The organism is Ruminococcus sp. (assembly GCF_019423705.1).
GTDB lineage: Bacteria > Bacillota > Clostridia > Oscillospirales > Ruminococcaceae > Hominimerdicola.
On sequence record NZ_JAHZAX010000010.1, the window covers coordinates 9,485 to 23,687 of the forward strand.

At 39.5% G+C, this 14,203-nt stretch carries 15 protein-coding genes; 13 read left to right on the top strand and 2 right to left on the bottom strand.

Annotated features, from left to right (window positions below):
- The first annotated feature begins 178 nt into the window (after window positions 1-178).
- The 12 genes from QZ371_RS09100 to QZ371_RS09155 all read left to right on the top strand — a co-directional run bounded on the left by QZ371_RS09100 (window position 179) and on the right by QZ371_RS09155 (window position 11,793).
- Window positions 179-604: a hypothetical protein gene (locus QZ371_RS09100; RefSeq protein ID WP_117905880.1), complete on the top strand. Its 426-nt coding sequence runs from the start codon at window positions 179-181 to the stop codon at window positions 602-604.
- Between the two features lie 163 nt (window positions 605-767).
- A complete protein-coding gene (locus QZ371_RS09105) occupies window positions 768-4,118 on the top strand; it encodes a VWA domain-containing protein (protein ID WP_295211828.1) in 3,351 nt (1,116 codons plus the stop codon).
- A 15-nt stretch (window positions 4,119-4,133) separates the two neighbouring features.
- Window positions 4,134-4,484: a hypothetical protein gene (locus QZ371_RS09110; protein WP_117858710.1), complete on the top strand. Its 351-nt coding sequence runs from the start codon at window positions 4,134-4,136 to the stop codon at window positions 4,482-4,484.
- The gene (locus QZ371_RS09115; protein ID WP_295211829.1) at window positions 4,481-4,687 is read left to right on the top strand and encodes a hypothetical protein; all 207 of its coding nucleotides are present in this window, start codon (window positions 4,481-4,483) and stop codon (window positions 4,685-4,687) included. The genes QZ371_RS09110 and QZ371_RS09115 overlap by 4 nt, the downstream gene beginning before the upstream one ends.
- A 4-nt stretch (window positions 4,688-4,691) precedes the next feature.
- Entirely contained in the window at window positions 4,692-5,150 is a 459-nt protein-coding gene (locus tag QZ371_RS09120) for a hypothetical protein (protein WP_117865794.1), read from the top strand.
- A 659-nt stretch (window positions 5,151-5,809) separates the two neighbouring features.
- Window positions 5,810-5,995, top strand: coding sequence for a hypothetical protein (locus QZ371_RS09125; RefSeq protein ID WP_295211831.1), 186 nt, complete (start codon window positions 5,810-5,812; stop codon window positions 5,993-5,995).
- Between the two features lie 112 nt (window positions 5,996-6,107).
- A complete protein-coding gene (locus QZ371_RS09130; protein WP_117928388.1) occupies window positions 6,108-6,524 on the top strand; it encodes a DUF6557 family protein in 417 nt (138 codons plus the stop codon).
- Between the two features lie 84 nt (window positions 6,525-6,608).
- Window positions 6,609-7,184, top strand: coding sequence for a hypothetical protein (locus QZ371_RS09135; RefSeq protein WP_295211833.1), 576 nt, complete (start codon window positions 6,609-6,611; stop codon window positions 7,182-7,184).
- Window positions 7,185-8,336: 1,152 nt separating this feature from the next.
- Window positions 8,337-8,651: a helix-turn-helix domain-containing protein gene (locus QZ371_RS09140; protein ID WP_118124428.1), complete on the top strand. Its 315-nt coding sequence runs from the start codon at window positions 8,337-8,339 to the stop codon at window positions 8,649-8,651.
- Between the two features lie 665 nt (window positions 8,652-9,316).
- Window positions 9,317-9,712, top strand: a complete 396-nt coding sequence (locus tag QZ371_RS09145) for a hypothetical protein (protein WP_118162181.1) — start codon at window positions 9,317-9,319, stop codon at window positions 9,710-9,712.
- 130 nt (window positions 9,713-9,842) lie between these two features.
- Window positions 9,843-9,971, top strand: coding sequence for a hypothetical protein (locus tag QZ371_RS09150; RefSeq protein ID WP_256320378.1), 129 nt, complete (start codon window positions 9,843-9,845; stop codon window positions 9,969-9,971).
- Between the two features lie 22 nt (window positions 9,972-9,993).
- A complete protein-coding gene (locus QZ371_RS09155) occupies window positions 9,994-11,793 on the top strand; it encodes a recombinase family protein (protein ID WP_295211838.1) in 1,800 nt (599 codons plus the stop codon).
- A 119-nt stretch (window positions 11,794-11,912) separates the two neighbouring features.
- On the opposite strand, the gene QZ371_RS09160 is transcribed toward QZ371_RS09155, so the two are convergent.
- Window positions 11,913-12,908 (bottom strand): hypothetical protein, encoded by a 996-nt coding sequence (locus tag QZ371_RS09160; RefSeq protein ID WP_295211839.1) that lies wholly within the window; start codon window positions 12,906-12,908, stop codon window positions 11,913-11,915.
- Entirely contained in the window at window positions 12,905-13,696 is a 792-nt protein-coding gene (locus tag QZ371_RS09165; RefSeq protein ID WP_295211840.1) for a serine/threonine-protein kinase, read from the bottom strand. Before QZ371_RS09165 ends, QZ371_RS09160 begins: the two co-directional genes overlap by 4 nt.
- Before the next feature lie 65 nt (window positions 13,697-13,761).
- Here QZ371_RS09165 and QZ371_RS09170 point away from each other — a divergent pair, with 65 nt between their 5' ends.
- Window positions 13,762-14,199: a helix-turn-helix transcriptional regulator gene (locus QZ371_RS09170; RefSeq protein ID WP_295211842.1), complete on the top strand. Its 438-nt coding sequence runs from the start codon at window positions 13,762-13,764 to the stop codon at window positions 14,197-14,199.
- The last annotated feature ends 4 nt before the right edge of the window (window positions 14,200-14,203 follow it).

Here is a 14,203-nt window from a genome sequence, read left to right on the forward strand (position 1 = left end):
CATTAATTTCAAGCTATTTTGAGCTTTACAAGAAAAAAAGGGGTGTTTACAAGAATTTTGTAGCCTGTTTTAGAAATCGGTGTTATCTTAATGGCATCGATTTGTAAAGGAGGCAAATAATATGTTCTATAATTTTTGGCTTGCATTTTATAAATTCTTCAAGTAAGGCGGTGCGGTTATGCCGATAGTTGAACACCAGTATCTACATTATAAAAATGTTTTATGTTTTGAAATGCAGCTTGATTACGGAGAAATAGAGGACTTTGCCCAAAGAATCGATTATAGTCTTGACGTTTTAGATCTATCCCGTGACGGGAAAATTGTTATTACTCAAAAATCCCCTTTTCTTGAGTTTCTGATTCCTGTAGATAAACAATTTTCAAGCAGCAAGCATTACCGCTATAAACCGGAGTTCAAACTTGTAAATGCTATAAGGACAAGACATTACGGTTCTTTCGACAGTATTCAAAACAAAGTGGAGGAGCTTAAGAAGTATATTCAAGACCAGTCTTTTTTGCCCGCTACCCCTCCGTACTTCATTGTTCAGGATATTAAAAACAATATTTATGATGTATATATTGGTATCAATGAAAACATTTTATGAAATGTGAAAACGAGGTCGGATTTTAGTAATCTGATCTCGTTTTTGTGCCTTTACAAGGAAAAAGGGGGTGTTTACAAGAAATTTGTTGAGAACAGTATGATTTTGTGGTATTTTTATGGAGTTAGTAAACTAACAAGAATAAATAATTATGGAGGTAGTAAATATGTTCAAACCAAAAACAAAGTCACGGCTAAAACGAACATTGTCCGGCATACTTGCCTTTGCTATGACAGCGAGTGTGGCAGCTGTCATGCCGGCAGCGGCTGAGGAAACAGCAAAGTATCCCTATGCTATTTTTTCCGCAGACGAAGATGCAGGCATTACTTTAAATGCTGACAGTTTCACCTTAAACGGTAATGCTTACACAAACGGCGTATTCTCGAAGACTACTCAGTATCCCAATATCAACGGCACTATTACGGATCATAGTGATATTGAAGAAGATAATACAGGGGAAAAAGGAAACGAAGACGTATTTGACGTAAGTAGGGATATGATACTCATTCATACCAAGCTTGCAGACAAATATTTTACCGAAAACTGCGATACATACAACGAAGATTATACATATTCCGATATGAATATTAATATAAATAATTCTGTCTACGTTACGGGCAAACTGAGCCTGGACGGCAATATCAGCCTGAATAACGCTGTAGGAGCAGTTTCAGACGTTGATCTTTCCGGCGGAAATCTCAACGGCAACAACACGGTTATCTATTCAAAATTCGGTGATATTGACATCTCAAACAGTCAGGCTTCGGTAAACGGACTGATCTATGCTCCGTTCGGAACTGTTACCATAGACTGCGACAACTTCAATATGAACGGACTTATCATTGCTCAGAATGTTGTTATCGACGGTTATGGAGCTAATATCAACTACAGCAGTTCATGGGCTGAATTAGTTGGCACAGAGAGCGAAGAACTCAGCTGGACAATGGACGATTGGCAGTACCTTGCCGATACAGACGAGGACGGTTTGCCTAACCTTATTGAAAAGGAAATCGGCTCAGACCCGTACAATCCTGACACAGATGGTGACGGACTTCCTGACGGATACGAGGCATTAACGCTTGGAACAGATCCAACAAAGCCCGATACCGATGACAACGGCGTCCTTGACTGCGATGAGGATTTTGATGAAGACGGATTAACAAATCTTCAGGAGTATGAACTTGGTACAGAGCCTTATAATGATGATACGGACGGCGACGGACTTAATGACGGCGAGGAGATCAACACTTACATAACTGATCCGCTCAAGGTTGACACCGATGATGACGGACTTGAGGACGGTGACGAGATCTACTTTGAAACAGATCCGCTGAATCCCGATACCGATGGCAACGGCATTTCCGACGGCGATGAAAAGCGTTTACAGACATTTATTCATGAAGTCGAAAACGATGATTGTGCCGTTACAGAAGTCCGTGTATCTATGGAGGGTACGGGAAATCTTCAAAAGACAACAACCGTTGAGAGCATTATGAACAAGGATATACTCTGCACTGACGTTGTGGGACTGGTCGGCGAGCCTTTTGAAATCAAAACGACTTCGCAGTTTGATAAGGCTACGCTTACTTATGTGATCGATAAGTCTAAGCTTGGTGATACCGAATTTGACAATCTGCTGTTTTTGTGGTATGATGAAGAAAATGACAATTTTGTTGAGCTGGATACTGTTCTCGATGAGGAGAACTCTACTGTAAGTGTGGAGACTACACACTTCAGTAAGTATATGCTGGTGGACAAAGTAGAGTGGTTCAATGCTTGGAAAAAAGCTTCACTTTATTTTGAAGATACCTACGAACCGCTTGCTACCGTGATTTGTTACGACTGTTCGGGAAGTATGAGTAGCAATGACCGTACCTTTAATTATAATATATATAACGAGGACGGGACGATAGCTTATTCTTATCCTACCTGCTACAGAAAGCTTGCAATAGATAATTATATAGATTCAATGACATTGACTGACAAAACGGCTCTGATCAGTTATGAAAGCTCTGCTAAGCTTGTAAGCGGATTTTCAAGTGATAATGACGTATTGAAAAGCCTTGTGAAACCGTATAACGGCGGTGGAACAAATACAAGAGCGGCTCTTGATATTGCTATCAATCAGCTTGAAACTGTTGAGCATTGGTATTCAAGACACGTTATTTTGCTTTCTGACGGCGATGTAAATATATCAGAGGAGTATATACAAAAGGCACAGGATAAAAAGATAAAAATACATACGATTGGTTTAGGTTACGGTGCAAGCAACAGCAGGCTGAAATCATATGCCGAGTCTACCGGAGGACAATTCTTTGCGGCAGCGACTGCCGAGGAGCTTGAAGCTATTTATAACGATTTGTCAAGAGATAATCATTTTGATCTTCAGAACATGGAGGATCTGGACGGCGACGGTCTTCCAGATGAATTTGAGGTTTCGGGATTGGTTGTTTCTAATGCACAGATTTTCTATACCGATCCTGAAAATCCGGATTGTGACGGGGACGGATTGCTTGATGGAGAAGAAATTTCAATCGAAAATCCTAAGTTTGTAATCAAAAAGGATTCTACAGGCGGCCATGCGGAATATTCTTCATTAGTGTTCAGATACAACTCGGATCCTTGGAATGAGGATACTGATGGAGATGGGTTAGATGATGACAGCGATTTTGACCCGATTCATCCTGCAACTGATGACCAATTAAAAATTATTGACTTTTTTGATTCAGCTGAACTTCTTGAAATACAGTATTTGGCACAATTTTGTGAAAGATTCGAATGCTCCCCAATTATTGCGATAGATTACATAAATGTTTATCGCAGACATGCTGATTATGCGATTGACGAAGTGATTGAGGATTTAGCGTCATTAGGGTATAAATGCGATAAAGCTGCATTCCAAATTTATTATACAGAATATTTTAATTATAGAGACGAAACTTCTTGGTCTCAGATAATGAGCATAGGTTATACAAGTTGGACACAATCTTTTCAGTTTTTCTTATCTACTTGGGTGTTAGAAAATGCTTTTCAGGCTAAGAACACCAAAGCTGTTAATTCTTTTGAATTATCTAAAAAACAGCAAGCTGCATTAGATGATATTTCTAAAATATCTCAAAAAGGCGATATTGTCAAAATAGAATCAGCTGAAAAAGTAAACAGCGAATTTAAAACCAATTCTAACTACAAACCACCCTATCAACCTGGGACAAAGACCATAACCGTTAAACTTAAAGAAAACACAAAATTTGTTAGGGTTTATCGAGAGTCTGGAAAACTAACCGGAGGTTGGGTAATGGAAGCTGAGCAAATTGAAGGTCTAACACCGTCACAGATAAAAAACAAATTTGCTTTGGAGTATGAACCTAAATATATTTGTGATGTTGAAATTCCTGCAGGAAATACTGTTCGTTATGGAATCGCCAATAAAATAATAAATTGGGGGAACGGCGGCGGAACTCAATATGATTTAATGGGTCAGTTTATTGGTAAGTTCACAAACGAACGATTATTATGATATCGGAGGTTAACTATGCCTATTTTAAAAATACATAAAAATGCATTGTATGTTAATAACGAGCTGGTAAAATTTCAGTTTGAGATTGATACTGTCCTTGTTCTTGATTCACAGGTAATTGTACTAATAAAAACTCCATATGACATTGATAATAATGATAATGTTTACTCAGTTGATTTTCATGGTAAAATTACTTGGCAGATAGAATCAGCAAAAAAAAGGTTTCCAAAGCTGCAATACACTCCATATGTTGGGCTTTCATATAAAAATGGCAGTGTGATTGTCAATGATTTTTACGGTACGGATTTTATCGTAGATATCAAAGATGGTAGACTTTTGGAGAGAAAAAGCGGTTCGAGATTTTGAAGTGGCATATATTGCATTATGAGGAAGGCACTGTTGGTTTTAAAGTAGCAGAAAAGTATCAAAAAGCTAAAAATGAATTTTGCAAATCTGGTGCGGACTCAAAGACCGGCATTATAAATATAGGAGGTATGGTAAACGGTCATATGCCGGGAACATATTACTTTTTAGCAAATGATTATTTATACAAATTAAAAGCGAGTTGATTTTATGAAAAAGGGAAAAATTATGTCGATGATAGTGCCAATTATTTTTGTCATTATTCCGCAGATTATTGTAATTATTGCATCATCCTTTATGAAAAATGATCAATCTATAATTTTGAATATAGGAGGGAGCATTGGTATTATATGTGGATTACTTGCATTAATTTTAATCTATCAAAATAAAATCAATGTGACAGGACATATTATTTCAATATTGATAGTTATATTAATTTCATTGATCATAACTTGTTTATCGTTCTTTGCACTTTCCTTTATAGGTATAATTTTTGGTGCAATAATAAGTACGGTTGTGTCAAATATGTTTTTGCTATTTAAATGTGATCCAAAGTCATTAAGGGAATCAGTGATTTTGATGTTGATTAATCCAATAAATTACGCCTTATTAGATGGCATAGCCTGCATATTAGCAGTAATTATGTTTCCATTAAATATAGTAATTTAATATCAAACTCGTATATGTGATAAACATTCAAAATAATAGATATTGTAAAATTGCCGTACAGAGTAAAATCTGTACGGCAAAAATAAAAATTATGCGTTATAGATAATCATTTCAATTTTGACCGTCTGCCGGATGAATTTGAGGTTTCGGGACTGGTTATTTCCAATGCTCAGGTTATTTATACCGACCCTGAAAATCCGGATTGCGACGATGACGATCTGTTAGACGGTCAGGAGATTTCTATTGACGGAGGTAAGTCAAAGACCGTTAAGGTCGGCAGTGCGTACGGCGGATATATCACGTATTCTACTGTTGTATTTAAGTATAGCTCCGATCCTAATAATGGTGATACGGATGGGGATGGTATATTAGATGTCAATGATTCAAAACCATGTGATCCTTATTTATGCACGGGTATATGGACAGCGTCAGATGAAAAGTTTTCTACTACTGTTCAAGCCGAACTTTTAAAACTGGAACTGGCATGGCACTTAGCAGTTACTGATACTGATAAAATAGATATTGCTAATAGGGCTGATGAATTTGCCTGGTTTTTAGGCGGAGATGTCAGTGCTGCGGAACGAGATTATTGGTTAAGCGAAGTTAATAAGTATAATCCTTCTATTAGCATAAGCGATGAAAAAGTATTTCATTCAATAATGTTCATTGCAGGTATACTTGAGCCATCTCCAGATGATGCATGGAAACTTATTTCGAAAAAAGCTAAAAAAGAAATGCTTGAAAAATGTGATGAAGGAGTTGTAAAAAAATTTCTTAAATCTATGGGAAAGCAAGCGACGAAAGAAGGTACGATGGGAATAAAAAAGCTTAGTGGAAAAGGATAAAAGGATTTATGTATGATGTTAAAGTTAAGGGAAAAGGAGGTGCTTATAGGCTACTTGGTAATAAAACAGAAAATGGAGAGATATTTTGGGAGGTTTTCGAAAAAACACATAAATGAGAATATATGAAATATTAAAAAAGACAAGTCCTGAAGATGTTATATCAAAAATTAAGCTACATTATGGCAATAAGTATATAGATCTTTATAAAGATTTGTTCTTTGATTTACTTAATATGAATCCGACATATAACGGGCAAAAACTATGTATATTTATTACGGCATACATTCAAAACGAAAATGATGATATTAGAAAACTTGAAATATTTGACGAGAATGATTCAACAATTGATTTTGATGTAAGTGCCTACGAGTTATCTTCAAAAACAATTTATTCGATAGCATCATCGCCTTATGCGGATTTTTTAAATTATACTATTGATGAGGAAACACTGCGCAGATATTCATTTCCAACAATATTAGCACATTGTTTTTATGAAATCACTTCGTATGGTTTTGAGGATAATGTATGATTTGCTTTTGCACATGGCGTTATTTTTCGGATAGCAGAAATTATTTAATATAAATTTCTGTAAAATTATATATTGTGAGAATTTATGAAAATAATAAGAAGAATAGAAATAGCAACAATTTTAGTTGTTGCTTTGAATTTGATTTTTGAGTTTTTGTTTCATATAAGCATTAAAATCATTCCAAAATTTTTCATTGTTTCGCTTTGCACAGTAGTCTTGTTTTTGACATCAGTAGTTTCTGTTTTTCTTCATTTATCCAAAAATAAAAGCAAAATTTTTAAAAACTCATGTAAAGCTATTATTTCATTATTTTTATCCTTGATCTTGTTAATTAACGTTCCCTTTAACTATAAAACGGAACGATTAAGGTTTACCCATAGTGATTATGAAATAGTAATATCAAGATATTATGTAATGACTGTTCAAAGAATACAGGTGCTGGTCACTGATAATTCTGTTTTTGCTCATGAGATTTTATATGTTGGATTACCAACTGGAGATTTTGATCTGTCTGATTCGGTGAAAATAAGTTGGAGTTCAGATGATTGCTTTGAGTTAATTTATAAACCTACATTGTCACATTCATACAGTTGGAAATATAATTTTAAGGACAGTGAAGTAACATATCTTAGTTCAGATGAGTTTGAGGTTTCGGACTGATTATTCTTCATTATGATCGTCAGAGTGATAGTACTGACAATAAAAATTCTATGGTCAATCAGCTTGCTTCAAAAGCTTAAAAACTCTTAAAAATCTTTGCTTTGTGAGGCGTGACGGTAGAAATCAAAGACGAGTTTCAATGTCAAAATTTCAGAGTTACTGTCAACGAAAGGTGCTCTCGAAAGTACACAGCGTAACGGAGATATTTGTCCCTAACTCGCAGTAGAGTAAACATACCATCCTCTGAGGAAAAGGGCGACACACGCCGATTGTTGTGGTGTACGAGGGGATTACCCCGCTCCTGTTTTAAAGAAGCAAGCTGTGACAAATTATTTAGCCTAGTAAATCTTCACGGCAAGAGATATCATTTTTTGAACATAATAAAATCATTCTCTCGAACCACTGTCGGAAAACACGGCAGTGGTTTTTCTATGTCGGATCATAGATGTTTACCACCTTACTTTTTACGGTAGGTCGTGATTCACGTCCTACCGCATCGTGTTGTGAAAATGCAAAAACAAAAAGTCATCACTGCTTCGTCCATTAGTCAATCATACAAGCTTTTAAAGGAACACTGAAAAAAGGTTGTTAAACCTTCAACTTCTTCCCCTATACAAGTAAGAGCAAACTCTACATAAAATTTGTTACGAATTTGTTCAAGCCTACAAACTTTATGAATTAAGGGTTGTCAAAACGGCGACTCCTTTCCGTATACAAGTGAGAGCAAACTCTATAAATAATCTGTTCTGACTTTGTGCAAGCATATGAAATAAAAAAAATCCTTTGTAAAAAAGTTGTAGAAACGCAAAAACATTGCTAGTAAGTAGCAGAGAGAGCTGATTATCATAACAGTAGTCGAGTTAGCTAAAATACAATTCAGAAAACTGTGCAGGTATACAAATATTTTTCACACACGCATAAAAAAGTATTTTTCATCGGCTACAGGGTGAACGGACAAAAAGAATCTTGACAATTAAATCCCACGCAGGAGAGATATCAAGCGGCGAAGTACAGCAAAGATCGTGCAGGAGGAGCAGGAGCGTACCAAGCATGGAAAAACGTCCTTAAATCAAACAAGGCTTTCTGACAGGAACTGTACTGTTGTGGGGCAGAAGAAAAAAATAAAAATGAAAAAACGAAAGGAAGATGCATATGAAAACCGTCAACAATAAATTCTACAGAAGATATATTGAACCGACATTTCCGGCAGCAATATACGATGACATCACACCTCAGGAGTTCATGGTGATGACTGTACTTTACAGCGACTACGATTACGATGAAAAGTGTGCGACGGTAAGTCGCAGAGATATTGCCCAGACCTGTAATATGTCCGTGAGAAACATCGACCGCATACTTAGTCAGCTTGTAAAGAAAGATCTCATAAGAGTGCAGAAACGTTATGCGCCAAGCGGCAGGCAGATAGAAAATTCCTACAAGCTGATATATCGTGATTACAGATCATGAATTGCGATACCCTCTGTGTCACTGTGCTATACCTTTAAGGATTAATACTAACTAATATTAATAATGGCAGAAGAAAGAATGATATGAAGTTATCAAAGATTGATTGATGATGCATGACGAATAGAATCGGCGGATTGATTTGCTGATTAACAGTCCGCCTTTTCTCTTTTGCAAATTAAAAAGGAGATGTGCAAAAGAGAAAAAAGTGTAATTAATTTAATCGCAACATAACGGCGATTTGTGCCCTCCTAGCTCGCACTAGAGTAAACAACCACCGTAAACGGTATAAGCCCACACAAGCGATTTGTGAGCGGTTTACGAGGTGATAAACGAGAGGTTCGGAAATCAGTTAAAAAGCACATCGGAAACCGGATATGTTGGTTATGAACAAATTTCCGATTTGCCGCATGACGATGAAAGTGAAATATTTCATTGCAGGTTAAAGTCATGGCGTCTGAAGCCGCCATGACCCTCACAGCGGACAGCAAAGCTGACCGCAAATATGCCGTAAATACGCAGTTTTCGCATTGGTCTTGTGTATATTTTAGGCAGTCGCCTCATGGAGTCAAAATACGGCTTTTTACGAAAATCAGGGGTCGTAAGTGCAGAAATGTGCGTAAAAGCAGCATATTTTCAGGAGTCGTGAGAAAAAAGGGAGTGGATTTATGGCAAAAGAAAAAATGGCTGTATATTTTCAGCCGGAAACAATTAAGAAGATCGAACAGGAGTATAAAGAGGATAATTGTGCCTCGAAAACAGAATTTATTGAGAAAGCCGTGAAGTTTTACATCGGCTACCTTCGTCAGCAGGAAGAGGTAAACTACCTCTCCCCACTGATTACGGAAACGGTCAAGGCACAGATAAAAGGTACAGAACAGCGGCTTGCCCGTCTGCTTTTCAAAGTCGCAGTGGAGCTTGGAAAGCTGTCGCATATGACTGCGGCGATAAATGATGTTGATGATGAAACATTGCAAAGTCTGCACGCTATGTGCGTAAACGAAGTACGGAAGATCAATGGAATTATCGATTACGAGGATGCTGTGCAGTATCAAAGAGATTAAATCAGAGGTGCCAAGAAAACAGTATGTGATTTTTATTGATACTGCTACAAGTAAAGAGAAAAATTTGGTTGCAGTTGGTGATTACATTGCGGCTGAAAAAATAGTAAAATTGTAGTACGGAGGTAACTTATTGAAGATCGAATTTGAGTATGAGGTAAGGCTGATGATCGAAATTCTCTTTGAAAAAGGCTTGATAAATCAGCCTACATACCTCAACATTATCAGAAATTTTGACAATCAAAAGCAAAAGAGTGCATGACTTTGAAAGGACAGGTGACTGAATGTACACAACATTAAAGCCAGACAGGAACAGACAACGAACGGTTGTGTTTTACGGACGAGTATCCACCGAGCACGAGGCTCAGATCTCCGCTCTGGAAAATCAGCTTCAATGGTATGACGATCAAGCTAAACAGCACAAGAACTGGAACGTGATAGACAAGTATATTGACGAAGGAATTACGGGAACGCAGGCTAAGAAAAGACCGTCGTTCCTGCAAATGATCGAGGACGCACGGCAAGGAAAATTCGATCTTATAGTTACAAGAGAGGTATGTCGATTCGCACGAAATACGGTTGACACGCTGACGTTTACTCGTGAGCTAAAGAACTTGGGTATTGAGGTTTACTTTGTTGAGGACAACATCTGGACAATGGACGGTGACGGAGAACTCAGACTTACGCTTATGGCTACTCTTGCACAGGACGAGAGTAGAAAAATTTCTGAGCGAGTTCGTGCGGGACAATATATCAGCCGCGAGAACGGTGTGCTATACGGGAACGGAAATATTCTTGGGTACGACCGAGTCGGCTCAACCTATGTGATCAATCCGGAGCAGGCGGAAACGGTGACGATAATATATGATTACTATCTGCACGGCTACGGAATAAAGAAGATCGTCAACGAGCTATATCGCCTTGAACGCAGGGACTCATCGGGTAACGTCAAGTGGGACGTCTCAAAGGTAAACAGAATACTGAAGAACGCAACCTACAAGGGCTATATCGGGTACAATAAATCAAGTACCAATAACTATCTGGAGCAAAAGAGGAAAAACAATTATGACACCTCAACCTACGTTTATCACAAGGGTGATTTCGAGCCGATCATCAGCGAAGCACAGTGGGACGAGTGCGCACGGATTATGAAATCACGCTGTCAGGTGCTAAAGAACAGTATGGGTAAGGATAAGAAGTTCGGACATAATCCGTCCGCCGACCCTTGGCTGAACAAACTGAAATGCCATTGCGGTTCGGGATTTAAAAAGTACAAATGGCGGACGAACAAGAAAGACGGCAAGGAGGTTTATGGTTATTCCTGCTATCGTCGCAGTCAGTCGGTCAGTCCACGTTATCTGTCAAATCACGGGATTGAGGCGGATGGTGTGTGCGATATAAAAGGCATTTGTCAATGGAAACTTGAAATGATGGCGGACAAGATTTTGGGTGAGGTGCTTGCGGACAGATATGAGATCATTGAAAGGGTGCTTGACTTGATCAACAAGCACTGCATGGACGGAACCGATTCGTTGCAGAAAAACGCCTATATTATCAAATCCAAAATTGAAAAACTTGAAGCGAAAATACGCAAGCTGGTTGATATGTATGTCGAGGGAGATATTGAAAAGGACGAATACCGAACGGCCCGAGCTGATTCAGAAAATGAGCTTGAGTGTTTAAAAGCGGAGCTTAAAAGGAACGACACAGCTGATACGGTCAGCGGAAACTGCATAGACACGGAGCGTATTCGCAGAACTCTTGATGAGATACTTTCTGCTGACAACGGTCACATCAACGATGAAATTATTAGCAAATTGGTATCGAGAATTACGCCGGTTGACAATACAAATTTTGAATGGATAATCAATCTCGGCGAGGAGAAAAGTGAAAAAATACGTTGTACGCTCACAGGCAGAAAAAACTCTGCTGAGCTTACGATTGGTGACGGCGAAAGCTGTCACTTTACATACTGGTTGATAAATCTACTTGGTTTAAACGGTGAAATTGTCATAAAAGCTCGTGCAGGTGAGCTGCTGCTCAGGCTGCTATTGCTGACAAGAAGTAATTCTTGCAGAGTTTAGCCACTTTGGATAAATTGTGATATTTTCACCCCGTATCTTTATGGTACGGGGTGTTTTTTTTCTGTTTAATTGGGCAAAAAAGTGCGCACCAAGGGAAGTTGGTGCGCTTTTCTATGCAATTATTTCATCAGCCAAATTTCACAGGCGTATTTTGAATACTGGATATTGCTCTGTCGTGTGGTGGTTTTGTAAATGTTGGTGCCTATGTATTTGTAGTCCAGTCTTTGGTTATACAGGGTCAGAAAGCCTTCTTCGTCGCTGAAATGGAGGTTCGAGAGGTCGACATTTTTGGCATAATCATAGGCTTTGTCATAGCTTTCGAAGTCAAGATCAAGCAGTATAACTCTCACAAGTTCGGTATTGGAAGGGAGGCCTACGTTGCCAAGGTTGCTTTTGAGCTTATCGAGTGAGATCTCGTCCCAATAGATGTTGCCGCCAACGCTCTCGTCGGTGCAAAGTGTGTCGAGGCTTTGTGATAGCAGGTCGTCAAGCTGGCCGCAGGCTCTTAGGGTGGAATAGCCTTTGCTTGAGCGCTTCTGATTTACTTTGTCGACGAGATAATTGCTCAGATCGTTTGCGCCGTCGGCGGAATAGTACCATTCTTCGCTGGTGACTTGATCTTGATCATCGTCGGTGTTATCGTAATTTTCGACAGGCTGGTCGTTGTTGTCGGCATATACCTGCGGGGCTGTGGCTGCGGTTTCGGTGGCAGCGGTGGTGGTAGTTTGTGTCGTGGCGGCGGCGCTGCCTGTTGCGGCGTTTGCAAGTCCGGCTGCTATTTTGTCGATATCGTCGGCATTTGGGGCAGGTGGCAGGGTGGTCGTTTGGGTGGGCGTATCGGACTTTGGAGCGACTGTTGTGATGACAGTCGGGGTGACTGTGACCACCTGTACGTTTGGGGTGTTATCGCTTGAAGCGTTTGCGTAATTTGTGGCAACGAACACGGCGGAAGCGGCGGTCATTGCGGCGGCAGCGCAGGCTATTTTTGCGGTCTTTGGCTTTGGTATACGCACGTCGAATGGGATATTTTCACGGGTGTTCTGCTCACACATACAATTGAAGCAGAATGTTGAATCATCGTGGAGTGGGTTTCCGCAGTTTTCACAGGGCCTCATTTTTTCAGCCTCCTTTGAGCTTTTTTCAGGGCTATGTACAGTTCTTTGGCGGAGCTGTAACGGTCGGTGGGGTTTATGGAAAGGCACTTCGTAAGCAGCTTTGAAAGGTGTTTATTTTCGCAGAGCTTGACGGAGGGGTGCTCTCGGGTGAGCATATAATTGAGCAGGACGCTCAGCGAATAGAGGTCGGAGCGGACGTCGGACTGGCTGAAGCCGTACTGCTCGGGGGCGGCAAAGCCTATCGTGCCAAGGGTGGAAGTATCGGTGGTTTTGTTGCTTTTATAAATTTTAGCTATATCAAAGTCGATAATCTTGACATTATTGTCATTGCATATTATAATATTATCAGGCTTTATATCACGATGAATGATACCGCAGCTATGAAGTGCGTCAAGTCCGACGCATATGCGGCAGGCTGTTTCGACGGCTTCATACTCGCTCATATCACGGCTTCCCATTACTTCGGCGATGTTCATTCCGTCGCAGTATTCCTCGTATATGACGTAGCCTTCGTCGTATTCGGAGACTTCCAAGATACGGCAGAGGTTGGGGCAGCTTATGGTGGCGAGCTTTTTATAGACGGCGATATCCGCTGGTTTGAACATAACGTGGCGGACGATCTTTGCGCCGGAGCTGTTTTCAAGGACAGTCTTTTCGTGGCGGCTGTTGCGGAAAAGATAATTTTTGCAGTCGAACAGCTTTTCTATTTGAGTCTGCTCATAGTTATAAAGGCTGTAATTATTTTCAGTTTTTTCAGTTTTATCGGTCAGTTTAGTCGATAATGACATTGCGGCATCTCCAATTGTGATATTAGTGATATAAGAATATTGATGATATAGAGGTTGAGGTTGATTTGAGAAGAAGTTTAACAAGTAAATCCACAGATGAGCTTATGGACGAGCTTAAAAGCGGAGAAAGCCTGGACTGCTTTCTTGAGAAAAACAGCAGCGCACTTGATAGGCAGACGTTCGCCGATTATCTTAAGAAACTTATGAAAAGGCAAAATACCAACAAGAAGGAAGTTATAAAAAATTCGCTGGTAAACGAGATATACTGCTATCAGATATTTGCAGGGTCGAGAATGCCCACAAAGGACAAGATCATTGCGATCGCTTTGGCGTTGCAGCTTGATCTTGACGAGACACAGCGTTTGCTGAGCCTTGGGGGAGCGGCGGCGCTTTATCCGAAAAACAGCCGTGACTGCGTGCTGATAAATGCGATAAACACTCATAGCAGCGTTTCAGAGCTAAACAGGGAGCTTTTTGAGCGGCATATGGATTGTTTGAAATAGTCCG